The organism is Streptomyces sp. NPDC107528 (assembly GCF_055639295.1).
The window spans coordinates 111,846-135,453 of the sequence record NZ_JBVKAV010000015.1; the positions used below are offsets into that span (position 1 = coordinate 111,846).

Genomic DNA, 23,608 nt, shown 5'->3' on the forward strand with positions numbered 1-23,608 from the left:
ACGAACCGCGAGATCACTGATAGGGACGGAAGCGCGTGGACCTGTTCGAGTACCAGGCGAGGGACCTCTTCGCCAAGCACGATGTACCGGTGCTGGCCGGTGAAGTCATCGACACGCCTGAGGCGGCCCGCGCAGCCACCGAGCGTCTCGGTGGCAAGTCCGTCGTCAAGGCCCAGGTGAAGGTCGGCGGCCGTGGCAAGGCCGGTGGCGTGAAGCTCGCCGCCACCCCGGACGAGGCCGTCGCCCGCGCGACGGACATCCTCGGCATGGACATCAAGGGCCACACGGTCCACAAGGTGATGATCGCCGAGACGGCCCCGGAGATCCTGGAGGAGTACTACGTCTCCTTCCTCCTCGACCGTGCCAACCGCACCTTCCTCTCCATCGCCTCCGTCGAAGGCGGCATGGAGATCGAGGAGGTGGCGGCCACCCGCCCGGAGGCCGTCGCCAAGATCGCGATCGACGCCATCGACGGCGTGGACGAGGCCAAGGCCCGCGAGATCGTCGAGGCCGCGAAGTTCCCGGCCGAGGTCGCCGACAAGGTCGTGAACGTCCTCATCACGCTGTGGGACACCTTCATCAAGTCGGACGCCCTCCTCGTCGAGGTCAACCCGCTTGCGAAGGTCGCCTCCGGTGACGTTCTCGCCCTGGACGGCAAGGTGTCGCTCGACGACAACGCCGAGTTCCGCCACGACTGGGACGAGCTGCACGACAAGGCCGCGGCCAACCCGCTCGAGGCCGCCGCCAAGGAGAAGAACCTCAACTACGTCAAGCTCGACGGTGAGGTCGGCATCATCGGCAACGGCGCGGGTCTCGTCATGAGCACCCTGGACGTCGTCGCGTACGCCGGTGAGAACCACGGCAACGTCAAGCCGGCCAACTTCCTGGACATCGGCGGTGGCGCCTCCGCCCAGGTCATGGCCAACGGGCTGGAGATCATCCTCGGCGACCCGGACGTCAAGTCCGTCTTCGTCAACGTCTTCGGTGGCATCACCGCCTGTGACGAGGTCGCCAACGGCATCGTCCAGGCCCTGAAGCTCCTCGAGGACCGCGGCGAGAACGTCTCCAAGCCGCTCGTCGTCCGTCTCGACGGCAACAACGCCGAGCTCGGCCGACAGATCCTCACCGACGCCAACCACCCGCTGGTCCAGCGCGTCGACACCATGGACGGCGCGGCCGACAAGGCCGCCGAGCTGGCCCACGCCGCCAAGTAAGCACTCAGGACGAGGACACAACACACCATGGCTATCTGGCTCAACAAGGACAGCAAGGTCATCGTCCAGGGCATGACGGGCGCCACCGGCATGAAGCACACCAAGCTCATGCTCGGTGACGGCACCAACGTCGTGGGCGGCGTGAACCCGCGCAAGGCGGGTCAGACCGTGGACTTCGACGGCACCGAGGTACCCGTCTTCGGGTCGGTCGCCGAGGCCATCGAGAAGACCGGCGCCAACGTCTCCGTCATCTTCGTGCCGGAGAAGTTCACCAAGGACGCCGTCGTCGAGGCCATCGACGCCGAGATCGGCCTTGCCGTCGTCATCACCGAGGGCATCGCCGTGCACGACTCGGCGTCCTTCTGGGCGTACGCCGGCAAGAAGGGCAACAAGACCCGGATCATCGGCCCGAACTGCCCCGGCATCATCACCCCGGGTCAGTCGAACGTCGGCATCATCCCGGGCGACATCACCAAGCCGGGCCGCATCGGCCTGGTCTCGAAGTCCGGCACGCTGACGTACCAGATGATGTACGAGCTGCGTGACATCGGCTTCTCGACCGCCGTCGGCATCGGTGGCGACCCGATCATCGGCACCACGCACATCGACGCGCTCGCCGCGTTCGAGGCCGACGCCGACACCGACCTGATCGTCATGATCGGCGAGATCGGCGGCGACGCCGAGGAGCGGGCCGCGGACTTCATCGCGAAGAACGTGACCAAGCCGGTCGTCGGCTACGTCGCGGGCTTCACCGCCCCCGAGGGCAAGACCATGGGTCACGCCGGCGCGATCGTCTCCGGTTCGTCCGGTACGGCGCAGGCGAAGAAGGAGGCCCTGGAGGCCGCGGGCGTCAAGGTCGGCAAGACGCCGACCGAGACGGCGAAGCTGGCTCGCGAGATCCTCGGCGGCTGACCTTCACAGGCGCCCAGCGCATCATCCGGTGGGCCCGTCCCCTGCTTGGGGGGCGGGCCCACCTGCGTTTTCGGCAGCTCACTGCGGCTGCGGTGCGAGTCTTTCCGGGCCGTGCTGCATCTTTGCCCTGAGCTTCGCGCGCAGCTTCTGCTCCTTCTCCGACAGCGGACCCGGCGCCACCCTCGGCGGTACGCCGAGCACCGTCTCCCCGGGCGGCACCGGCGGCTCGTACTGGGTCGGGGCGGTGCGCAGGGTCAGGGCCGTCGTGCCGATGAGGGCCACGGTGAACGCGATCGCCGCACGGGTCCAGAAGCGGGCCCGGCGTTCGCTGCCGTCGCGTACCACCGCCGGTTTGGCCGCGCGCAGACGCTCCGTGGAGGCGAGTTCGACCAGGCGGTGGTGGAGCTCGGTGGGGTCGGACAGGTCCGGGAGGCGGGCGGCCACCGCGGCGCGGGCGTTGAGGAGACGGTTCGCGGTCGCCGGTGTGGTCGCCTCCGTCTCCGCCGCCGTCTCGGGCAGGTCGAGGCCGACACCGTCGTACAGGAGCAGCGCGCGGCGCTGGGGCGGCGTGAGTTCGAGGAGCACGTTCAGCAGGGCGCGGTCGGACGCGTCCGACGGTGGGGGTTCGGGGTGCCGGTAGCGCGGGCGGAACCGGTGCCAGGGGGAGAGCGCGAAGTCGTACGCCGTCGCCCGCACCCAGCCCGCCGGGTCCGGGTCGCAGGCCACCTCGGGCCAGCGCTGCCAGGCGAGTTCGAAGGCCCGCTCGACCGACTCGCGCGCGAGTTCCCGGCGCCCGGTGAGCAGGTAGGTCTGCCGTACGAGGGCCGGGGCGCAGAAGGCGTAGAGCGCGTCGAAGGCCTGGGCAGGGGAGAGAGGGCGTTCCGGCCGGGCTTCGGGGGGCGGTGCCGGATCCTCGACGGGGACTGCTGCCGGTACGGCAGTCCGTACGGCTGCCTCGGCGCGCTCGCGGGCACCCTGACCTACCGTCATGTCGCGCCCTCCCGATGCTTCCTGAGGCTCTGTCTCTTCCGGTGACTTCTTCGCCGCGATCTCTGCCGCGATCTCCGCCGTGATCTCCGCTGGCATCTGTGCCGTCTGCTCCGCGAGCGAGACGAGCAGGTGCGCGTACGCCTCCCTCCTGCGGCCGCGTGGTGTCGTACGGCCGTTCTCCCAATCGCGTACTGTCTCGCGGCTGACGCCGACCCGTGCCGCGACCTGAGCCTGCGTCAATGAAGTGGCCTCGCGCAGGCGTCGGCGTTCCTTGGGCGGGGGAAGCGGGGGAGCGGGGCTCTGCGTCACAGTACGCCCCTTCGTGCGAAAAAGTACATAAACGTATATTGAGCGACACTTCGGAGCTTCGCCTGTTACGACGGGAAAGCGCGTGTCGTTGGGAGCATGGCGGGCGTGAACGAGATGACCCCTCGGCGAACGCCCCTGGCGTCCCTGCTCACTCGGCTGCGCTACCGCACGCCCGGACTCGGCGCGAGCCTTCTCGGCGGCGCGGTCGCGGCGGGGCTGGGGCTCGGTGTGATCTCCGTGGTGGTGATGGTGCTGTGGGTCAGTTCGCCGTATCCGGACAAGGGGCCGGGGGGCGCGTTGCAGGTCGCCGCCCTGCTGTGGCTGCTGGCGCACGGTGCCGAACTGGTCCGTACCGACACCCTCTCCGGTCTCCCCGCGCCGGTCGGTGTCACGCCCTTGCTGATGCTCATGCTCCCGGCGTGGCTGGTGTACCGGGCGGCGCGGGACTCGGCGGCGGACGGCGGTGACGGGGCGCCGCTCGTGTCGGGGCGTACGGCGTGGGCGGGTGTCGTGCTCGGGTACCTCGGGGTCGGGCTGGCGGCCGCGGTGTACGCGGCGGGCGGTGAGCTGCGGCCCTCGTGGTGGTGGACCGGGGTGTGCGTGCCCCTTCTCGCGATGGCGGCGGCGGGGGTGGGCGTGTGGACGGCGTGCGAACGGCGGCCCGAGGCGGCCGACGGTGTGCTGGGTGTGATGCCGACCCGGGTACGGCGGCTGGTTCCCGACGCGGAGGCGCCTGCCCGTCTCGGCGCGGCGGCCCGGGCGGCCGGGGCCGGTGCGGGGGCGCTCGTCGCGGGTGGGGCGTTGCTCGTGGGCGGCTCGCTGGTGTGGCACGGCGCCGCGGCGCGGGGGTCGTTTCTGCAGTTGACGGAGGGCTGGTCGGGGCGGTTCGCGGTGCTGTTGCTGTGCGCGGCGCTGGTGCCGAACGCGGCGGTGTGGGCGGCAGCGTATGCCCTCGGGCCGGGGTTCGTGCTCGGGACGGGGCATGTGGTGGGGCCGCTGTCCGCGGCGCCGGCGCCGTTGCTGCCGCCGCTTCCGCTGCTGGCGGCGGTGCCGGACCCGGGGGTCGGGGGGCCCGTGCAGTGGGGGGTCGGGGTGGTGCCGGTTGTGGCCGGGGTGGTCGTGGGGTGGTTCGCGGCGGGGTGGGGTGGCGGGCTTGCGGCGCGGTCGGAGAGCGGGCACTTGCCCGCCGTGGCCTGGGCCCCCGGGCGGACCGCCGGCGTTGCCCTGCTGGCGGCCGTGTTCTGCGCGATCGTGGTAGCCGAGCTGGCCGAGCTGTCGGGTGGGCCGCTGGGGCGGGGGGCGCTTGCGGAGTTCGGGCCGGTGTGGTGGCAGGTGGGGGCTGCGGCGTTGGGGTGGGTGTCGGTGGTGGCGGTTCCGGTGGCTGTGGTGGTGCGGGGGTGGCGGTGCCACATGGGACGGCGGGCGGAGCGGCGGCTTGGCGAGACGGAGGGGGCTTGGATCGGTCGGCCTCGTGCGGAGGCGGCGACGGGGGAGGCCGTGGGGCGGTCGGCCTTCGTGCAGGAAGGGCCGTTCACGGCGTTGGGGCAGGACCAGGAGGGGCGGGGGGTTGGGCCTGACGAGGACGGGGGGTACGGGGGTGATGGGGAGGGGGTTCCGTACGGGGCGTACGACCATGACACGACGTTCGAGCCGGAGGACTATTCGCCTGCCGAGGTGCCGTCCGCGGAGGGGGCGGAGCCTGAGCCTGATCTGGAGTCCGGGGCGGAATCGGCGCCCTCGCCCTGGGGTGAGGATGACTCGCGTGAGGCTCGTTGGGCGGCGATGAAGGAAGTGGCGGATTCGCCGGACGCCCCCGAGGGGCCGCCATCGCAGTGAACGCCGAGCGGGTTCTCGCCCCCGCCGCCCCTACCCTTCCCGTCCTTCAAGGGGCGCCGCCCCTTCGCCCCCGGACCTGGGGGCCTGCGGCCCCAGACCCCCGCTGTCGGCCTGAACGGCCTCGTCCTCAAACACCGGACGGGCTGGATGTGCCGGGACCGGCGCCGACAGGCACCGAGGGCGTGCGCGCACAGCCCTCGTCCTCACGCGCCGGACGGGTCGGGGTGCCTGGACCGGCGTCAAGGAGCAGCATCCGCGGTCCTCAGTCCCCTGTCCCCAAAATCCCCCGCAGCTCCTCCGGCAAATGCTCGTTGCACGACTGCTTCGCCGCGGTCGTCAGGGCGTCGTTCGTGCAGGTGTAGTAGTCGCTGTAGACCATCTGGGCCGTGAAGCCGGCGGCGACCACCGCGATGGCGAGGGAGGCTGTGACCAGGCCGCTTACCGCTGCTGTGGTCTGGGGGCGGCCGGTGGGGCGAGGGGGCGCCGGGGTGTTCGGGTCGGGGGTGCGGGGTTTGGCTCGGAGGCTGCTGATGCCCCAGTAGAGGGCCAGGGCGCCCAGGAGCAGGGCGACGTACGGCCAGCTGAAGAGGGCGAAGAAGAAGGCCCACATGCCGGACAGCAGTGCGAAGCGAGCGCGGCGCTGGACGGGGTCGGTCGGGTCCCAGCGCAGGTTGGGGCCGGGCCCGGGGCCGCCGGGGCCGTCCTGGCCGCGTCGCGAGTTGTCGCCGAAGCCGTCGGGGGAGCGGCCCGGCTGGCGGTCGCTCCACTGGTTGCCCCAGGGGGAGCGGCCTCTGCCCTCGTCGGAGTCCTGGGAGTCGTCCTCGCCCGACGGGCGGCGGCGCGGCTGCCACGGGCGGTCCGGGGTGCCCTCCGGCGGCGGAGCGAAGGGGTTGTCGTCCTTCCCCTGGCCGCTGCCCCGCTCGTCGCCGTTCTGCCCGCCCGAAGGCGCGTCGGGCGGTGAGGCGGGGCGCTCCCGCAGCAGCACGCCGCTGTGCTCCCCTCCCTGCACCGGGTGCGGGGGGAACGTGAGGAGTCGCAGACTGCGGTCCGGCATCAAGTGAGCGTCTTCCCCTAGGTGATAAGGCTTGCTGTTCTGAGCTGTCACACGAGGAACGCACCGCACGACGACCGCGTTCCCGAGCCCGCTCGCCCCAGACGCTACCTTCCGGCCACGCCCCCGTCCCGTGGGGGCCTTCCGGTGTGCCGGTATCGTTGCTGACGGTCGGCTGCTTCGTAGACTTCCCCGTATCCCGGGGCGCGATGCATTCGTATGAACGTACAGGTGAGAGACGTACGGGCGCGAACGTACATGCCGTCGGCCGCCGAAGAACGCACCCCCGAGAAAGGGCCCCGCCGTGGCCGCCAAGCCCGTGGCCAAGCGCCTCGTCGTGCTGGTCTCCGGATCAGGCACCAATCTGCAGGCGCTGCTCGACGAGATCGCCGCCGTCGGTTCCGAGGCGTACGGCGCGCAGATCGTGGCCGTGGGCGCCGACCGCGACAACATCGAGGGGCTCGCCCGGGCCGAGCGCGCGGGGCTGCCCACCTTCGTGCGGAGGGTCAAGGACCACGGCAGCCGGGAGGAGTGGGACGCGGCGCTCGCCGAGGCCGTATCCGCCCACGAGCCCGATCTCGTCGTCTCCGCCGGGTTCATGAAGATCGTGGGGAAGGAGTTCCTCGCGCGCTTCGGCGGGCGGTTCGTCAACACCCACCCCGCGCTCCTGCCCAGTTTTCCCGGCGCCCACGGCGTTCGCGACGCCCTCGCGTACGGCGCCCGGGTCACCGGCTGCACCGTCCACTTCGTCGACGACGGCGTCGACACCGGGCCGATCATCGCTCAGGGCGTGGTCGAGATCCGGGACGAGGACGACGAGAGCGCTCTGCACGAGCGCATCAAGGAAGTCGAGCGAAGGCTGCTCGTCGAGGTCGTGGGGCGCCTCGCCCGCAACGGCTATCGCATTGAGGGACGAAAGGTAGTTATCCAGTGACCGCCGAGAGCAACAAGCGGGCCATTCGACGGGCGCTCGTCAGCGTCTACGACAAGACCGGTCTGGAAGACCTCGCGCGCGGCCTGCACGAGGCGGGCGTCGAACTCGTCTCCACCGGCTCCACGGCCGCGAAGATCGCCGCGGCCGGAGTCCCCGTCACCAAGGTCGAGGAGCTCACCGGCTTCCCCGAGTGCCTGGACGGCCGCGTCAAGACGCTGCACCCGCGCGTGCATGCCGGCATCCTCGCCGACCTGCGGCTGGAGAGCCACCGGCAGCAGCTCGACGAGCTGGGCGTGGCGCCGTTCGACCTCGTCGTCGTCAACCTCTACCCGTTCCGCGAGACCGTCGCCTCCGGGGCCACGCCCGACGAGTGCGTCGAGCAGATCGACATCGGCGGCCCGTCGATGGTGCGCGCCGCCGCCAAGAACCACCCGTCCGTCGCGGTCGTCACCAGCCCCGCCCGTTACGCCGACGTCCTCGCGGCCGTCCGCGACGGCGGCTTCGACCTCACCACGCGCAAGCGGCTCGCGGCCGAGGCCTTCCAGCACACGGCGGCGTACGACGTGGCGGTGGCTTCGTGGTTCGCCTCCTCCTACGCCCCCGTCGACGACTCTCGGTTCCCCGACTTCCTCGGCGCCACCTGGGAGCGCGAGAACACCCTGCGCTACGGCGAGAACCCGCACCAGCCGGCGGCCCTGTACGTCGACGGCAGCGGGAGCGGTCTCGCGCAGGCCGAGCAGCTGCACGGCAAGGAGATGTCGTACAACAACTACACGGACACGGACGCCGCCCGCCGTGCCGCGTACGACCACGCCGAGCCCTGCGTCGCGATCATCAAGCACGCCAACCCGTGCGGCATCGCGGTCGGCGCGGACGTCGCCGAGGCGCACCGCAAGGCACACGCGTGTGACCCGCTGTCGGCGTTCGGCGGTGTGATCGCCGTCAACCGTCCGGTCAGCAAGGAGATGGCGGAGCAGGTCGCCGAGATCTTCACCGAGGTCATCGTCGCGCCGGACTACGAGGAGGGGGCCCTTGAGGCCCTCGCCAAGAAGAAGAACATCCGGGTGCTGCGCGCCCCCGACGGTCCGACGAACGAGGTCGAGGTCAAGGCCGTCGACGGCGGCGTCCTCCTCCAGGTCACCGACCGCCTCCAGGCCAGCGGCGACGACCCCGCCAACTGGACCCTCGCGACCGGTGAGGCGCTCGGCGCCGAGGAGCTGTCGGACCTCGCCTTCGCCTGGAAGGCCTGCCGGGCCGTGAAGTCCAACGCCATCCTGCTCGCCAAGGACGGCGCGTCCGTGGGCGTGGGCATGGGGCAGGTCAACCGCGTCGACTCCGCGAAGCTGGCCGTCGAGCGTGCCGGCGCCGAGCGCGCGCAGGGGGCCTACGCCGCGTCCGACGCGTTCTTCCCGTTCCCCGACGGCCTGGAGATCCTGACCGAGGCCGGCGTGAAGGCCGTGGTCCAGCCCGGCGGGTCCGTCCGTGACGAGCTGGTCGTCGAGGCCGCGCAGAAGGCCGGCATCACGATGTACTTCACGGGGACGCGGCACTTCTTCCACTGAGCCGGTATGAGTGAGGGGCGGGCCGTATCTGCGGCCCGCCCCTCACCCGCGTCGATCGCCATCACGTCGAAATCACGTCGAACTGCGCAGCGCCGCCCAGGTGTTGGGCCCCACCTCGCCGTCGACCTCCAGCCCCTTGTCGCTCTGGAACAGCCTGACCGCGGACTCCGTGTCCGCGCCGAACTCTCCGTCCACGCCCGAGCCGCCGACGCTGTAGCCGCGCTTGCTGAGCATGCACTGCACCTGGACGACGCGCGGGCCCTTGTCGCCCCGGTCGGTGATTTCGGTGCCGGCGTAGTGGGTGCAGTCGGAGATCCAGGGCGGGGTGGCGGGCGTCGTGGCCGTCTTGGTGGGGGCGGCGGTCGGGGCGCCGCCCCCGCCATTGCCGCTGCTGGGCGTGGCCTGCGTTTCGCCCGCGGCGCTGTCGGAGGCGCTCGGGCCCGCGGACTCGGCTGCCGCGGCGGACGCCTTCGCGTCGGTGCCTTTCCCCGTCCCCTCCCTCTCCTTCTCCCTTTCCTCCTGCTCCTTGTCACGGGAAGGCGACGAGGAGGAGCCGGGGAGGGAAGCGTCCTGAGCGTCGTCGTCGTCGGCGGCGCGGCCGGCCGCCGTGGCCGAGGCCGCCGCCGTGGCCGTTTCGTCGACGGACGGGCCGGTGACGAAGAAGGCGCCCGCGGCGACCGCGCACACGGCGAGACCCGCGGCGACGGCGAGGTATGCCCTCCGCGCGCGCCGCTTGCCGTCGTCCTCGGGGGCGGGGACAGCCGTACGTTCCCCCGGCAGCCGCAACTGCACCGTCTCCTGGGAGGTCCGAGAGGTCCGCGAACTAAGGGGTGCCGGGGCGGTCTCCTGGACGGCGACACCTTCCAGTACCTCGCAGGCCTGTCCTCGGGCCAGCAGCCGGGCGCTCAGCGGCTCGTGCCAGACGGCTGCGCCGCCGTGACCGGCTGCCGTGGCGGCGTCGGTGAGCTGACGCGGGGTGGGGCGTCCGGCGGGATCCTTGGCGAGGCAGGCGGCCAGCACGGCGGCCAACGCGGGGTCCACGGCGGAGAGTTCGGCCATGATGTCCTGCTTGGGCTCCTCGAACGCGACCCGGTGCATCACGTCGACGCCCGTTCCGTCCCCGAACGGGGCGTGCCCGGTGGCGGCGTAGATCAGGCTTCCCGCGAGCGAGAAGACGTCGGAGGCGGTGTCGCAGCGGCCCTCGCGCAGATACTCGGGCGCCATGAAGGCGGGCGTGCCGACCCGGCTCCCGGTCGAGGTGATCGCGCTGCTGTCGGCGGCCTGGGCGATGCCGAAGTCGATGACGTGGGCGCCCTGCAGGGACAGGATCACGTTGGACGGCTTGAGATCCCGGTGTACGACGTCGGCGGCGGCCAGCGCCGACAGGGCCTGCCCCATGTCCCCGACCAGCCGCCACACCCCGGCGCGCCCCAGCCGGCCTGCACTCGCGGACCGCCTCGGCGAGGTCCAGGCCCGGCAGGTACTGCGTCGCCGTCCACAGCAGCGAGTCGTCGAACCCGGTGCCCAGCAGCCGCGGCGTGCGCGGGGTGTGGACCCGTCCGTGCACGGCGGCCTCCCGCTCGAAACGCCGCCGGAAGCGGGGGTCTTCGGCGTACTCGGGGCGGATCACCTTGACGGCGGCGAGGCCGGGGGCGTTGTCGGCGGGGCGGGCCAGATAGACGTGGCCCATGCCGCCGCTGCCGAGCAGGCCGAGGGGGACGTAGGGGCCGATGCGGGCGGGGGCGGTCGGCTTCAGGGGGGTGGCGCCGGCCTGCGTCAGGGCGGCGTCGAGGGCCGCCGAGGTAGGTGATGGCGTGGGCTGCCGCTGGTCGGTCATGGATCCCCCGAGTGCTGCTCTGCACCAACGGCCACTCGTGTCCCGTCAGTTGGTGTGAGGCTACCGCGTGAGGCGGCACGGGGAAGCTTGGTCGCGGCTACGGGAGGGTGCCGCAGTGGCCGGTGGCGCTGCGCCACTTCAGCTTGTCGCGGGTCTTCGGGCCGTACACGCCGTCGTCCTCCAGGCGCAGCGCGGGCACGCGTCGCGGCCTCCGGCCCTCCCCCGAGGGAGCCGGAGGCCGCGGGTCAAGCGGTCAGCAGGCGCTCAGCAGGTGCGCAGCCCCGGGATCGCCCCGTAGTTCACGCCGCCGGACACCTTGTTGGCGGGGAACCAGCCCCAGCCGCCGTTGCTGACGTTGGTGTCGGCCTGGGTCCACAGCCACCAGTCGTTGCGGGCGTCGCCGACCGGCGGGTTCTCCTGGCCCGGGAACTTCTTCTGGCAGACGAACCAGTTGTCGCCCGCGTTCAGCCGGCCCGCGACGTTGCCGTTGAACATCACGTTGCCGGCCTGGTAGTTGTGGCAGTAGCGGGAGTTGTTCGGCCCGCTGCCCCAGCAGCCGTTCGGTGCCGCCGAAGCCCCCGCCGGCGTCAGGGCCACGGCGCCCGTGGCGAGTACGGCAACGGCTCCCAGCGAGGCGAGCATGCGCTTCATGGTCGGTGTCCCTCCGGAATTGCCACCCCCGTTGGTGGACAGCAACACCGTGACGCCGAGCGGCCCCGAGCGGTACCTGAGAACTCTCAGGGTCACCTCTTCGCGGGCGGCGTGTACTCCTTGAGGTAGTGGGCGACGCGGGCGGCGTAGTCGCGGTACTTCGGGGGAACTCCGCCCGCGTTGTTCACGACCTTGGTCGAGGTGCGGTAGGCGGCGGCCAGCAGCACCTGGCGGTCGCCGGACAGGCCGGTCCGGTCCAGGAGCGGCTCCATGTAGCAGAGGTAGCGGCCCACGGCGGGGATGGACTGGGCCGGCGTGAGGGGAGGCTTGGGGGTCGCCGTCGCGGGCACGCCGTCCGCGCGGATCCACCAGCGCAGCAGACTCGGCGTCCAGCGGGCGATGCCGTACTCGCCCTCCTCGCCCACGGACGGGTCGGAGAGGTCCGGGTCGAAGTTGCTCTCCGCCTTCAGCAGGGCGGCGATCAGCGCGGGGGTGACCTCGGGCCGGACGCAGTCGTGGGCGGAGTCGACGATGAGGCGCCGGTAGGCCACCGGGACGCCCTTGTCGGTACGGAGTTCGGAGGCGCCGTAGGTGGCGGCCGTGACCCTCGTGGTCTCGCGCCCCGGCCCGCCGGCCCCGCTCCCGCCTTTGTCGGCGCCGGTGTCGGCCCAGTTGCTGACGCCGTAGCCGAGGGCAGCCACCGCCACCACGGCGGTCGCAGCGGTCAGCATGGTCGTACGGCGGGAGCGGCGGCTGGGGAGGAGCGCCCGCGGCAGTCGCGGCGGGCGGCCCGTTCCCGCGGCGGCACCGACTCGCCGCAGCAGCGCCTGGGTGCCGATCCGGTCGCCGTGTGTTCGGGTCAGGCAGTCCCGCACGATCTCCCGCCAGACGTCCGGGAGTTCGGGCGACAGACGCAGTTCGTCGGTGCCGCGCGCGTAGGCGGCGGCAGCGTCGCGGCGGGTCGACGGGGTGGCGCCGGGCAGCGGGAAGGAGCCGGTGAGGACCAGATGGGCCAGGACGCCGAACGCCCAGACATCGGCCGACGGGCGGATACGCCGGCCACGCTCGCCGATCTCCGACCAGAGCAGCTCCGGCGGCGTGTAGTCGGGTGTGGAGAAGGCGGGCGTGTACGCGTGCGTGCCCTCCAGCTCCGCCGCCATGTTGAAGTCGGCGAGCCGGGCCGAACCGTCCCTCATCAGCAGCACGTTGGCCGGCTTCAGGTCCCCGTGCACCCAGCCCGCGTGATGCAGTTGCGCCAGCCCTTCGCAGATCTGCGCGAGCAGTACGGGACCGGCGGCGGGGCGCGGCTGAGCCGCGAGCAGCGCGGACAGGGAGCCCTCCGCCTTCTCCAGTACGAGGATCGTGGCACCGTCGAGGGCGGGACGGGCCGGGTCGTCGACGGTGAGGGTGTCGTACATCCGGATGAGCCGCGGCTGCTTCAGCCGGCGGTGCAAGTCGACCTCGCGCTCGATGAGTTCGCGCAGGTGGGTGAGCTGGCGGGGAGTACCGGTGCCGGTGGGGAGGAACTTCAGGGCGACCGTCTTCGGCAGGGCCTCGTCGTCTCCGACGCGCCTGCCCTCGTACACGCTCCCGAACGCCCCCGTGGCGATCGGCTCCCGCACCTCCCACGCACCCACCCGGTACCCCTTCGGCACCGGCACGGCGTACGGCTCGGTCACCGGGCCACCCGGCCGGACGCCGACGCCGACGAAGCCGAGAGTGACGGACCCGGCGGCGAGGACGCGCGCAGGACGACGAGATCGTCCTCGCGCACCAGGTCGAACCGGAGCGCCAGCGAGACCAGCGACTCCTTCTTTCCGTTGAGCCGCGGCCCCGTGTCGGCTGTCTCCGGGCCGGGCTTGAGCCGCAGCTTCACCGCGAGGTAGTCGATGTTCCACTGGACCGAGGTACGGGACGCGGCGGGCCAGTTGGGGCGCAGCCGGTCCACGACCTGGTCGACGGTGGGCAGCGGGGCGTGCGGTTCGCCGCGCAGCCGGGGCTCGCAGAGGGCGGCCAGGACCGCGAAGTAGCGCTTCGTGCGGTCGACCGAGAAGGCGGGTGCGGTGGTCGCGCCGTCCAGGCCGCCCTCGGAGCTGAGGTAGTCGTGGCGCGGCGCCCACACCTCGATCGGCAGCAGATCACCGGCCGCCGGCAGCACGATCCGCGAGAACTCGAAGGGGACCGGCGCGTCGAGCCGCCCCGGCCCGACCTTGATGTGCTCGCCCGCGCCCTCCGGGTTCTCCACGACGTACGTCTGCTCCCGGCTGAGGTTGCTCAGTATCCAGAAGGCGCCCTGCGCGGTGATCTCACCGGCTCTGCGGGACACGCCGTCGTGCGCGATCGTGAGGTCGTTGTCGGAGGCGGAACGGCCGAAGCCGAGCCGCTCGCCGGGCGCCAGCCGGAGCTGGGTACGGTCGGTCTCGTCCTCCGTGGTCGGCGGAGGTACCACGATGATGCTGTACAAGGTGCGTCTCCCCGTGCCTGACGGCTACCCACGTCAGAGTAGGGCGACGCAGCGAGGCCGCGCCCCCCTCGTACGAGTGAGACACGGCCATCGGCTGTGTTTGGCGTGAACTGAGTCCCGCCCCAACGGGACCCTCGGTCAGGTCAGTTCTGTACGACCATCGTGCTCGCGGCCTTGTCGTGCCAGCCCTGCTGGCGGCCCGACTTGTCCCAGAACGGGGACAGGTAGACGAGGAGCTGGCCGATGCCGCAGGCCAGGCTGCCGACGATCGGGATGATCCAGCGGATGAACGAGGAGCCCAGGCCGGGCTTCTGGCCGGTGTCGGCCTTCACGACCCGCAGGCCGACGGCCATCTTGCCGAGGGTGGCACCCACCAGGCCGACCATCAGCCACTCGTACAGCAGGCCGATCACCGCGAAGACACCGAACACGGCGCCGACGGAGGCCACGATGTCGGAGCTGGCGTCGTTCACGCAGGTGCTGTAGTCGACGGCGTTGGGGTCGCAGTCATTGGCCGCGTTGAAGGAGCCCGCGACACCGACGGCGGCGAGGATGATGTAGATGACGGTGAACGCCACACCGTCGATCAGCCGCGCACCGAAGCGGCGGCCCATGGACGCCACGCGGGGAGGGAAGCCCGGACCGCCGCCGCCGGGGTAACCCGGCTGCTGCGGATAGCCGTAACCGCCCTGCGGGGGCACGCCCTGCGGCGACTGCGGGTAGCCGTAACCGGCCCCGCCCTGCGGGTAGGGAGGCTGTCCCGGCTGGGGGTAGCCGGGCTGCTGTCCTTGCTGGGGGTACCCGTAGCCCTGATTCGGGTCCTGCGGCTGACCGTAAGGCGGGTTGGGCGAGCCGAAACTCATGGCCGGATTCCTCCGTTGCGAATGCGGGGACGATGCGGCATTGCGCGGAGGAACTTCACGATTTGAGCGGTTTTGCCCCCCGAACACGTTCCGCGAAACTGCGCCGTTCATCGTTCTAGCTAACGTGCGATTTTGTCCAGTCTGAGGCGGAACCTGTTGTGCAGATGCAATCTTCGGGATCTTGCAAGGGCGATGTGCGTCACGGGCCGGGCGTCCGATTGGAACCGGGAGGGCGTCATCCGGGAGGATGGGTGTCATGACCGCCCAGATTCTCGATGGCAAGGCCACCGCAGCCGCGATCAAGTCCGATCTGACCGCCCGCGTGGCGGCGCTGAAGGAGAAGGGCGTCACGCCCGGCCTCGGCACGATCCTGGTCGGGGAGGACCCCGGCAGCCAGAAGTACGTCGCCGGCAAGCACCGCGACTGCGCCCAGGTCGGCATCGCCTCCATCCAGCGCGAGCTGCCCGCCACGGCCACGCAGGAGGAGATCGAGGCGGCCGTCCGCGAGCTGAACGAGGACCCGGCCTGCACCGGCTACATCGTCCAGCTGCCGCTGCCCAAGGGCATCGACGAGAACCGGATCCTGGAGCTCATGGACCCGGACAAGGACGCCGACGGCCTCCACCCGATGAACCTGGGCCGGCTGGTCCTCAACGAGCCCGCTCCGCTGCCCTGCACCCCCAACGGCGTCCTCACCCTCCTTCGCCGCTACGGCGTCGAGATCAAGGGCGCCGAGGTCGTGGTCGTCGGCCGCGGCGTGACCATCGGCCGCCCGATGCCGCTGCTGCTGACCCGGCGCAGTGAGAACGCGACGGTGACCCAGTGCCACACCGGCACGCGGGACCTGTCCGCACACCTGAAGCGCGCGGACATCATCATCGCCGCCGCGGGCTCCGCCCACCTGATCCGCCCCGAGGACGTGAAGCCCGGCGCCGCCGTCCTCGACGTCGGCGTCTCGCGCAGCGCCGAGGGCAAGATCGTGGGCGACGTCCACCCCGGCGTCGCCGAGGTGGCCGGCTGGATCTCCCCCAACCCCGGTGGCGTGGGCCCGATGACGCGGGCGCAGCTGCTGGTCAACGTGGTCGAGGCGGCGGAGCGCAGTGTCGGCTGAGGGCGGCGTCGGCAAGACGCGGGACACCGAGGACGTCGAGGAGATCGAGGTCCGGGACCCGGTGAGCGCACCGGACGCGGAGGGCAGGCCCCGGCGTACCACCCGCCGCTTCCCCCTGTTCACCAGGGACACGGCACGCCCCGAGGGCGGCGGCCGCGCCGCTTCCGGTGACGCCCCGGCGCCCGCCCGGCAGTGGCCGGTCCTGCTGGTGCTGGGCCTGGTCGCGGTGGGTCTGTTGATCACCGCGCTCGACGTGTTCCGGGTCGGCACCCTGGTGATCGGCAGCGCCCTGCTGGCCGGCGCGGTGCTGCGGTGGCTCCTGCCCAGCGTCGGCATGCTGGCAGTGCGCTCCCGCTTCACGGACATAGTGACGTACGGCGTGCTGGGCCTCGTGATCGTACTGCTGGCGTTGATGGCGCAGCCCGACCCGTGGCTGAGGATCCCGTTCCTGAAGGACGCCCTGCATTTCACGGTGGACAGCTGAGGCCTCCCGGCCCCGACGGCACACGGTGCGACGGCGGCCCGTCCTCTCCCCCGAGGAAGGACGGGCCGCCGTCTGCGTCAACCCTCGGGCACGGCGAAGGGGCTGTTCAACGCCTGTCAGTGCGCTGTGGCACGGAAGTGACCGTTCCGCTACGTCGCAGCACATCGGGAACCAATGCGCCGCCCGGTGTCGTCACCCGATCGGATCTGGTTCGGAGGTGAGCGATGGGTGCGTGGCAGCCGCTGCCCGACGATCTGCCGCCGGAGGTGCGGCACTTCGTGGAGCAGTTGCGGCAGCTCAAGGACCGCACGGGCCTGAGCCTGGTCGCGCTGGGCGCGCGCACCGCGTACAGCAAGTCCTCCTGGCAGCGCTACCTCAACGCCACCCAGCCCCCGCCCCGGCAGGCGGTCATCGCGCTGTGCCGGGTGGCGGGGACCGGCAGGGACGAGGCGGAGCGCTTCGGGGTGCGGTGGGAACTGGCCGTGCAGGCATGGCCGAAGCCCGCGGTGATGCCGACGAAGGCGGAGCACGAGGTGCACGGGCCGCGTGCGGCGGGCGGGGCGCCCAGGGAGTACGAGGAGCGCGAGGAGTACGAGGACGACCCCACCCTGCCGTGGTGGGACGCGCCGCCGAAGGCGCCGGAGCCGTCGTCGAGTCGGCTGCTGGTGGCCGCCGTCGTGCTCGCCGTGGTTCTGGTGCTGACGGCGCTGATCGGGGCCCTTGCGCTGGGGTGAGCCCGGTGGGACTGTCGCGTCGGACCTGCCCGAATACAGCACATGTGACGCGCGTGATCGTTTATGTGCTTTCTGTGTGTCGATGTGTTGACAAGTTCGGCAATTTCGAGGAAGTCACTCAACAGGCGGGCTAGCGTGGTCGACCGGGACGCCCGGGGTCGTCCCACGTGTTGGCAAGGGCTTACTACCAGGGTTGCGTCGGCCGGGGAGGGTCGCCGGTGGAACACTGGACGCCACCCGATGGGCGTGTAACGGTGCATGCCCACGGTCCCAATGCTCCCGTGCGCCCCCACCCCGGGAACTGAGATCCTTACTGGGCGCATCCCTGTGGGTAGCCACATCGGGGACTCGGCAGAGGGCACCACGCGCGGGGGAACGCGAGAAACACCAGCACGAACCGGGGGGAAGAGGGGGAAGCAATGCCTCGTTGGAGGGCCTTGCCGGATGAACTCGATCCGCAGGTCAGGGAGTTCGCGAGCCAGCTGCGCCGGCTTGTGGACCGCAGCGGTCTGAGCATCGCGGCGTTGGCCGACCGCACGGGATACAGCAAGACGTCCTGGGAGCGGTATCTGAACGGGCGGCTGCTCGCGCCCAAGGGCGCGATCGTGGCGCTTGCCGAGGTCACGGGTACCAATCCGGTCCACTTGACGACGATGTGGGAGCTCGCCGAACGTGCCTGGAGCCGTTCGGAGATGCGCCACGACATGACCATGGAGGCCATCCGGATCTCCCAGGCCCGCGCGGCGCTGAGCGAGTTCGGGGCACCCCCGGCGAATGCCAAGGGGGGCGCAAAGGCGGGCCGGACGGCGCGCAAGAGCGGCAGCGCGACGGCGACGCCCGGCATCGCGGGTCCGGCGGGCGTGGCACCGACGGTACCGCCGGTGCCGGCACAGCCGACGGCACCGGAGGTCCGGGATTCCGCGGTTCGCGATACGCCGGTGCGGGATTCCTCCGTCCGGGACGCGGTCCGGGATTCCCAGGTACGCGACTCCTCGGTACGGGACTCGCCGGTCCGGGACTCCGGCGGAGGTGACGTCCGCGAGGACGGGGCCGCCTCCGGGGGCAACTCGTGGGGACTGGCGGGGTATCGAGGTCCGGCGCCCGTGAGCGGCCGTACGTCGGGGGCGGTGCCGTCGGGTGTGTCCGGGGCGTCTGCGACGTCCGGGGCATCCGGCGCCTCCGAGGCGTCCGGCGCCGCGTCGATGTGGGCGCAGGGCGCGTCCCAGCCGTACGGCGAGCCCCCGCAGGGGCCCCGCCCCGGAGGCGGGTCCGCCGGGGGCGGTGGGGGCAAGCGGCGGCTGACGATGTTCCTCGCGGGGGTCGTCGGTGTGCTGGTCGTGATCGCGGCGGTGTTCTTCCTCACCGACGCCGGCCGCGGGCAGAAGGGCGACGAGGCCGCCAACTCGCCCTCGCCGTCCGCGACGACCGACCCCGACCTGCCTCCCGGCGTGAAGTGCAGCGGTGACTCCTGCACCGGCAAGGACGCGGAGAGCATGGGGTGCAGCGGCGACCTCGTGACGACCGCCAAGACGGCGACCGTCGGCACGGCCGTGGTCGAGGTGCGCTACAGCGAGGCGTGCGGCGCCGCGTGGGGCCGTATCACGCAGGCCGCGCAGGGGGACGAGGTGGTGGTGACGGTCGGCAAGAAGAAGCAGAACGGCACGATCACCGTCGTCGGCGACACGATCGCGTACACGCCGATGGTGTCCGTGAAGGACGCGGGCGAGGCCATCGCCTGCGCGACGCTGGCCGCCGGCCAGGAGGGGTGCACGCAGTAGCGAGGCACCCGAAAGGGCAACGGAGCGGCATCTCGACGCCGGTCAGGCAATCGCAGCCTGGCCGGCGTCGGGCGTTCGGAGGGGCCGGGGGATCGGGGCGACCGGGGCGGAAGGAGCGACCCGAAACAATTTCGGGCCGGACAGGAATGGCCGCCGGCAAAGTGGGCACGCGCACGGTACCCCCACGGGAGTCCGGCAACCGGTACCCCCACCCGGCGGCCGCCCGGTCCACCCTCTCCCGGACCGGGCGGCCGCCGCTTTTGCCCCAGTGGCGGCTTTCTGTGGGCCGGGCCACACGGACCCGGCCGTGCGAGATCCCGGAGGCGCGATAGCCTGACCGGTGGATCTCTCGACGCCAAGAGATCGATCATCTCTACGTCCCGTACCCCGGGGCAGGGATGCCCTCACCGCCAGCTGTCATACGGAGAACGCCATGACCCGCACTCCCGTGAACGTCACCGTCACCGGCGCGGCCGGCCAGATCGGTTACGCCCTGCTCTTCCGCATCGCCTCCGGCCAGCTGCTCGGCGCGGACGTGCCGGTCAAGCTGCGCCTCCTTGAGATCACCCCCGCGCTCAAGGCCGCCGAGGGCACCGCCATGGAGCTCGACGACTGCGCGTTCCCGCTCCTGGCGGGCATCGACATCTCGGACGACCCGAACGTCGCCTTCGACGGCGCCAACGTCGCGCTGCTCGTGGGTGCCCGCCCCCGCACCAAGGGCATGGAGCGCGGTGACCTCCTGGAGGCCAACGGCGGCATCTTCAAGCCCCAGGGCCAGGCCATCAACGCCCACGCCGCGGACGACATCAAGGTCCTGGTCGTCGGCAACCCGGCCAACACCAACGCGCTCATCGCGCAGGCCGCGGCCCCGGACGTACCGGCCGAGCGTTTCACCGCGATGACCCGCCTCGACCACAACCGCGCGCTGACCCAGCTCGCGAAGAAGACGGGCTCGACGGTCGCCGACATCAAGCGTCTGACGATCTGGGGCAACCACTCCGCGACCCAGTACCCGGACATCTTCCACGCCACGGTCGCCGGCAAGAACGCCGCCGAGGTCGTCAACGACGAGAAGTGGCTGGCCGAGGACTTCATCCCGACCGTCGCCAAGCGCGGTGCGGCGATCATCGAGGCCCGTGGCGCCTCCTCCGCGGCCTCCGCCGCCAACGCCGCCATCGACCACGTCCACACCTGGGTCAACGGCACCGCCGACGGCGACTGGGTCTCCATGGGCATCCCGTCCGACGGCTCGTACGGCGTCCCGGAGGGCCTGATCTCCTCCTTCCCGGTCACCACCAAGGACGGCAAGTACGAGATCGTCCAGGGCCTGGACATCAACGAGTTCTCGCGCGCCCGCATCGACGCCTCCGTCAAGGAGCTCGAGGAGGAGCGCGAGGCGGTCCGCTCCCTCGGCCTCATCTGACAGGCGAGAGCCGGCACTCACTCACACCGATCCCCGGGCGGCACGGCTGCCCGGGGATCGGTGCGTCCGCATCCCCGCTCCCTCTCAGTCGCCCCGTTCAGCCCCCTACGACCAACTCGGCCAGGTCCAGAAACGCGTTCAGCGTCGGCGTCCGCAGCTGCTCCAGTTCCCGGAAGCCCGGGGAGTGCAGCGCCTTGTCGAACGGGACGGCGACGACCTGGTCGGCACCGATGTCGAAGCGGCCGGGCAGATCGGCCGGTACCGGTCGGCTGGAGACCCCCTCCACCCGCGTCACCACGACGATCGCCTCGTCCGCCAGCTGACGGCGCCCGCTGCCCCGCAGCTGGTCGAGCACCCGCCAGGCGGCGTCGAGGAACCAGCCCGCACTGCCGCAGCACAGGATCAGCCGGTCGGTCAGATCGAGGACGGTGTCGGCCGACCGGTCGAGCCGCAGAGGGGCCCAGTCGGTGAGGACGAAGGAGTAGTACGGCGCCGTCCGCGCCAAGGCATGCGTGTACGCCTGGGTGTGGGCGAGGTTCGGGGGGACGTGGCCCGGCGGGTGCGCAGCGACCTCCAGGCCCGACGACAGGTGCGTGGTGCGGGCGCCGACCTCCTCGTACGAGGCCTCGGCGGGAAGGTCGGCCAGATCGCGCACGGTCGCGGGGTTCCGGCGGGTGAGGAAGGAGCCGAGCGCGCCCTCGTCGGCCGCTCCGTCGAGGGCCAGCACGGGTTCGCCCCGGACGGCGGCGAGGAGGGAGCCGAGCGCCATGGTCGTGGTGGCCCGGCCGCTGTAGTGATAGGCGCCGATCAGCGTGAGCCGCCTGGCTCGGTTCAGAGGTGTCCGCAGCCGGGCCAGCCGGGCCTCCCGCTCGCGGCGGGCGGAGCCGAACCGTGGCGGGCGGATCGGCGGAACTCCGGTGGGCGGCACGGTGGTCCGCGGCAGCGCGAGTGGTGCGTCCACCGCCGGCCTGCCTGCGGAGGGCGACCTGGGCGTGGGAGGGCGTTCGGCGCGGGACTGGGCGATGTAGTTGGCCAGGACGTCCGCGACCTCGCCCGCGGAGGGCCGCTCGGCCGGATCCGGGTCAAGGCAGCGCAGCACGACCCGCCGCAGCCGTGCCCAGGTGTCGCCCTGCCACAGATGCATGCCCTCGGGGCCGGGAACATGCCGGTGCAGCTCCCGGCCCGCCTTGCTGCTGACCAGCTGGAGCAGATCGCCCAGCGCGCGCACGTTGTCCTCGGGGGTGGGTACGGGGCCGGTACCCGCGTAGCGGCCGGCTACGGCACAGTCGGACAGGTCGCCGAGCAGCACGGTGCGCCGTAGCACGAAGATGTTCTCGGCGCTGAGGTCCGCGGGCACGATCTCGTGGAGGTGGCAGAGGGCCACGGCGCTCGCCAGATGCCAGCCGACCAGGAGTGCGGTGAGCTTGTCGAAGGGGGCGGTTCTCGTCGTGTGGGCCTGGTTGAAGATCTCCGCGAGCCGTGGCGGCGGCTGGGTCCCGGAGTCGTCCTGGATCGGTGCCGTCGCCAGCCAGAGCCGGCCGCTGCTGTTGTCGCGCCCCTGCGCGAGCATTGCGGGGGCGTACTGCCGGTTCAGCCTGACCAGCGCCTCGGCCTCCAGCGAGATCAACTCGTGTGCGCCGACCGGCAGATCGAGCCGGGCGGTGCGAACCATGGCGCGGGTGCCCTGCCGATGGACGCCGTCGTACTCCACCGTCCGGCGCAGCCGTCGTCGGCCGTGCAGCCGGTAGGGGCCCAGTTGCCGGGGATCGTCGTCGGTCAGCGGCTGCCAGCCGTCCGCCGTGGGGCCGTTCCGGCCCGGCTCTCGCTCCAGCCCGTGCACGTCCCGGTCGAACGACACCCCGAACCGGGTCAGCAGTCTGCGCTCGACATTCGTGAACGGACGGTGCGAGCCCGGCAGCTGGGCCGAGCCGTCAGGGTGGGCGAGCCAGGCAGGGAAGTCGGGGGAGACCCCGGCGAGTTGTTCCAGGCGCCGCCCGATGCTGCGGCTGGTCCTCAGGAGCTCGGACTGCGGGACCGCGTCGAGGAGCGCCGACCGTGATGAGTCGGAGAAGTCGAACACCTGGTGCTTGGCGTGCAGCGGCCCGGACACCGGCGCGGGATGCGGCCGCATGAGGCCGCCGAGGAAGACCTCCGCGAGATGGGAGGTTCGCGCCTGCCACGGGACCGCTGTCTGGACCAGCCGCATGACCGGCACGGTGAGCGGCGACACGGCCGCCAGATGGGCGGCGAGCCGGTAGGCCTCCGGCGTGGCCGCGTCCCGGAAGTGCTGCAAATCCCCTTGGCCGGCGGATGCAGCGACGGTGCCCGACCGGAGCGGCCGGGCCAGCATCGGCAGCTCGACCGTGGCGCCGGGCGAGGCGAGGAGGTGGGCCCAGTCCCGCAAGGAGGCGGCCGTCGGCTCCAGGACCGGGACCGGCACGCCGTCGAAGCGGGCGAGGTCGGACGGCAGCACAGGATCGGTGATCTCCCAGGAGGTGTTGGCACCGCCGATCCGCCGAGTCGTGGCCTGCCACCGCTCCGCGTGGATGCCGGACCCTTCCCACAGGCCGGACGGCAGGGTGTGCAGCACCGCGGCCGGGCCGCGGGAGGCCCAGAAGGAGAGCAGGTCGTGCAGGGCACCGCTGCGCCAGGAGCCGCCCATGCCGTCGCTGATGACGAGGACGAGGGTGCGGCCCGACGGGTCGCCGACCGCGCTCAGCGGCACCGGGGTGCTGTCGGGCCGGAAGGGGCGGGCGTGCAGGCGCGGCTGGGAGACGCTGCGGGAGTCGAGGCCGAGGACGCGGGTGGTGGCGAAGGCGCCCAGGCGTTCGAGCAGGGTGCGCAGTTCGGCACCCAGCCGGTGCCACAGCAGCATCGACAGGCCGTCGTCGACGAGCAGTGCCAGATGCAGCCAGCGCTCCTGCACGGGTCGCAGCACCACGTCGGGCAGCAGGGTCTCGGCGAGCTCGGCGGCGGTGCGTTCCTCGTCGATCTCCCGCCGGTGCGGACTGGCCTGCCTGCGCCGCAGCGGTCGCAGCGCTCGCCCCAGTTCGAGCTCACGGGTCAGTGCCTTGTCCTCCGGCACCCGTACGGGCAGCGCCTTGCCCGGTTCGGGGTCCTGGCGCAGTCGTATCCCGGGAAGGGGCGGCGGGGTCTGCCTGGCGGCCGCGTACAGGGAGGGGGCGGTGAGGTCGGGCAGGTCCGGGTCGTCGGGGTCGGGCTCCGGTGTGGGCCGGGGCGGCGTGGCCCCCTCCGGCTCGACGGTGGGCGGTGGTTGCGGCGCAGGCTGCTCGACGCGGGCGAGCCGGTTGAGCGGCGCGTCGTCCCCGCCCGGCATCCGCCGCGCCAGCCACAGCACGTCGAGCACCTGGTCGGCGTCCAGCTCCTCTCCGGAGGCCGCCAGCACCCGCAGAGCCGCCACGAGCCGCGCCCCGCCCCCACCCACGCTCATGACG

Annotated in this window: 17 protein-coding genes and 1 pseudogene; 10 read left to right on the forward strand and 8 right to left on the reverse strand. The window is 72.0% G+C overall.

The features are described from left to right. Positions 1-35 precede the first annotated feature (35 nt). Both sucC and sucD read left to right on the forward strand, forming a co-directional pair. Positions 36-1,214, forward strand: a complete 1,179-nt coding sequence (gene sucC, locus ACZ7L5_RS38825) for an ADP-forming succinate--CoA ligase subunit beta (protein WP_362384975.1) — start codon at positions 36-38, stop codon at positions 1,212-1,214. A gap of 27 nt (positions 1,215-1,241) precedes the next feature. Further along, on the forward strand, positions 1,242-2,126 hold the full coding sequence (sucD, locus tag ACZ7L5_RS38830; protein WP_363035549.1) for a succinate--CoA ligase subunit alpha: 885 nt from the start codon (positions 1,242-1,244) through the stop codon (positions 2,124-2,126). A gap of 78 nt (positions 2,127-2,204) precedes the next feature. Here sucD and ACZ7L5_RS38835 read toward each other — a convergent pair whose 3' ends face one another. Beyond that, positions 2,205-3,425: a helix-turn-helix domain-containing protein gene (locus tag ACZ7L5_RS38835; RefSeq protein ID WP_471523072.1), complete on the reverse strand. Its 1,221-nt coding sequence runs from the start codon at positions 3,423-3,425 to the stop codon at positions 2,205-2,207. Positions 3,426-3,521: 96 nt separating this feature from the next. Between ACZ7L5_RS38835 and ACZ7L5_RS38840 the strand changes: the two genes are divergently transcribed. Next, positions 3,522-5,261, forward strand: coding sequence for a cell division protein PerM (locus ACZ7L5_RS38840; RefSeq protein ID WP_471523074.1), 1,740 nt, complete (start codon positions 3,522-3,524; stop codon positions 5,259-5,261). Between the two features lie 262 nt (positions 5,262-5,523). Here the strand turns inward: ACZ7L5_RS38840 and ACZ7L5_RS38845 are convergent, their stop codons facing one another. Further along, a complete protein-coding gene (locus tag ACZ7L5_RS38845; protein ID WP_471523076.1) occupies positions 5,524-6,315 on the reverse strand; it encodes a hypothetical protein in 792 nt (263 codons plus the stop codon). A 301-nt stretch (positions 6,316-6,616) separates the two neighbouring features. Between ACZ7L5_RS38845 and purN the strand changes: the two genes are divergently transcribed. Both purN and purH read left to right on the forward strand, forming a co-directional pair. After that, complete coding sequence (purN, locus tag ACZ7L5_RS38850) at positions 6,617-7,246, forward strand: phosphoribosylglycinamide formyltransferase (RefSeq protein ID WP_328879818.1); 630 nt, start codon at positions 6,617-6,619, stop codon at positions 7,244-7,246. Next, the gene (gene purH, locus ACZ7L5_RS38855) at positions 7,243-8,808 is read left to right on the forward strand and encodes a bifunctional phosphoribosylaminoimidazolecarboxamide formyltransferase/IMP cyclohydrolase (protein ID WP_471523078.1); all 1,566 of its coding nucleotides are present in this window, start codon (positions 7,243-7,245) and stop codon (positions 8,806-8,808) included. Before purN ends, purH begins: the two co-directional genes overlap by 4 nt. Before the next feature lie 72 nt (positions 8,809-8,880). Here the strand turns inward: purH and ACZ7L5_RS38860 are convergent. The 5 genes and pseudogenes from ACZ7L5_RS38860 to ACZ7L5_RS38880 all read right to left on the reverse strand — a co-directional run bounded on the left by ACZ7L5_RS38860 (position 8,881) and on the right by ACZ7L5_RS38880 (position 14,623). Beyond that, positions 8,881-10,645 (reverse strand): annotated as a pseudogene (locus ACZ7L5_RS38860) (protein kinase domain-containing protein). Between the two features lie 264 nt (positions 10,646-10,909). Beyond that, a complete protein-coding gene (locus ACZ7L5_RS38865; RefSeq protein WP_328879814.1) occupies positions 10,910-11,296 on the reverse strand; it encodes a hypothetical protein in 387 nt (128 codons plus the stop codon). Positions 11,297-11,388: 92 nt separating this feature from the next. Then, complete coding sequence (locus ACZ7L5_RS38870; protein WP_471523081.1) at positions 11,389-12,975, reverse strand: protein kinase domain-containing protein; 1,587 nt, start codon at positions 12,973-12,975, stop codon at positions 11,389-11,391. Beyond that, complete coding sequence (locus ACZ7L5_RS38875; protein WP_471523083.1) at positions 12,972-13,760, reverse strand: FHA domain-containing protein; 789 nt, start codon at positions 13,758-13,760, stop codon at positions 12,972-12,974. Before ACZ7L5_RS38875 ends, ACZ7L5_RS38870 begins: the two co-directional genes overlap by 4 nt. 143 nt (positions 13,761-13,903) lie before the next feature. Beyond that, positions 13,904-14,623: an RDD family protein gene (locus ACZ7L5_RS38880; protein ID WP_471523085.1), complete on the reverse strand. Its 720-nt coding sequence runs from the start codon at positions 14,621-14,623 to the stop codon at positions 13,904-13,906. A gap of 256 nt (positions 14,624-14,879) precedes the next feature. Between ACZ7L5_RS38880 and ACZ7L5_RS38885 the strand changes: the two genes are divergently transcribed. The 5 genes from ACZ7L5_RS38885 (at position 14,880) to ACZ7L5_RS38905 (ending at position 20,153) form a co-directional block, all read left to right on the forward strand. Further along, complete coding sequence (locus tag ACZ7L5_RS38885; protein WP_471523087.1) at positions 14,880-15,734, forward strand: bifunctional methylenetetrahydrofolate dehydrogenase/methenyltetrahydrofolate cyclohydrolase; 855 nt, start codon at positions 14,880-14,882, stop codon at positions 15,732-15,734. Continuing rightward, entirely contained in the window at positions 15,724-16,218 is a 495-nt protein-coding gene (locus tag ACZ7L5_RS38890) for a DUF3017 domain-containing protein (protein ID WP_471523089.1), read from the forward strand. Before ACZ7L5_RS38885 ends, ACZ7L5_RS38890 begins: the two co-directional genes overlap by 11 nt. 224 nt (positions 16,219-16,442) lie before the next feature. Then, the gene (locus tag ACZ7L5_RS38895) at positions 16,443-16,952 is read left to right on the forward strand and encodes a helix-turn-helix domain-containing protein (RefSeq protein WP_471523091.1); all 510 of its coding nucleotides are present in this window, start codon (positions 16,443-16,445) and stop codon (positions 16,950-16,952) included. A 419-nt stretch (positions 16,953-17,371) separates the two neighbouring features. Further along, positions 17,372-18,730, forward strand: a complete 1,359-nt coding sequence (locus ACZ7L5_RS38900) for a helix-turn-helix domain-containing protein (protein WP_471523093.1) — start codon at positions 17,372-17,374, stop codon at positions 18,728-18,730. A gap of 433 nt (positions 18,731-19,163) precedes the next feature. After that, entirely contained in the window at positions 19,164-20,153 is a 990-nt protein-coding gene (locus ACZ7L5_RS38905) for a malate dehydrogenase (RefSeq protein ID WP_471523095.1), read from the forward strand. A 97-nt stretch (positions 20,154-20,250) separates the two neighbouring features. Here the strand turns inward: ACZ7L5_RS38905 and ACZ7L5_RS38910 are convergent, their stop codons facing one another. Beyond that, positions 20,251-23,604 (reverse strand): SAV_2336 N-terminal domain-related protein, encoded by a 3,354-nt coding sequence (locus tag ACZ7L5_RS38910; protein ID WP_471523097.1) that lies wholly within the window; start codon positions 23,602-23,604, stop codon positions 20,251-20,253. Positions 23,605-23,608: the final 4 nt, after the last annotated feature.

What these genes read in the sequence shown, in the direction of transcription:
- sucD (WP_363035549.1), top strand. Translation starts at nt 1,242, where the DNA reads ATGGCTATCTGGCTCAACAAGGACAGCAAGGTCATCGTCCAGGGCATG.
- ACZ7L5_RS38840 (WP_471523074.1), top strand. Translation starts at nt 3,522, where the DNA reads ATGGCGGGCGTGAACGAGATGACCCCTCGGCGAACGCCCCTGGCGTCC.
- ACZ7L5_RS38845 (WP_471523076.1), bottom strand. Translation starts at nt 6,315, where the DNA reads ATGCCGGACCGCAGTCTGCGACTCCTCACGTTCCCCCCGCACCCGGTG.
- ACZ7L5_RS38865 (WP_328879814.1), bottom strand. Translation starts at nt 11,296, where the DNA reads ATGAAGCGCATGCTCGCCTCGCTGGGAGCCGTTGCCGTACTCGCCACG.
- ACZ7L5_RS38880 (WP_471523085.1), bottom strand. Translation starts at nt 14,623, where the DNA reads ATGAGTTTCGGCTCGCCCAACCCGCCTTACGGTCAGCCGCAGGACCCG.
- ACZ7L5_RS38885 (WP_471523087.1), top strand. Translation starts at nt 14,880, where the DNA reads ATGACCGCCCAGATTCTCGATGGCAAGGCCACCGCAGCCGCGATCAAG.
- ACZ7L5_RS38895 (WP_471523091.1), top strand. Translation starts at nt 16,443, where the DNA reads ATGGGTGCGTGGCAGCCGCTGCCCGACGATCTGCCGCCGGAGGTGCGG.
- ACZ7L5_RS38900 (WP_471523093.1), top strand. Translation starts at nt 17,372, where the DNA reads ATGCCTCGTTGGAGGGCCTTGCCGGATGAACTCGATCCGCAGGTCAGG.
- ACZ7L5_RS38905 (WP_471523095.1), top strand. Translation starts at nt 19,164, where the DNA reads ATGACCCGCACTCCCGTGAACGTCACCGTCACCGGCGCGGCCGGCCAG.
- ACZ7L5_RS38910 (WP_471523097.1), bottom strand. Translation starts at nt 23,604, where the DNA reads ATGAGCGTGGGTGGGGGCGGGGCGCGGCTCGTGGCGGCTCTGCGGGTG.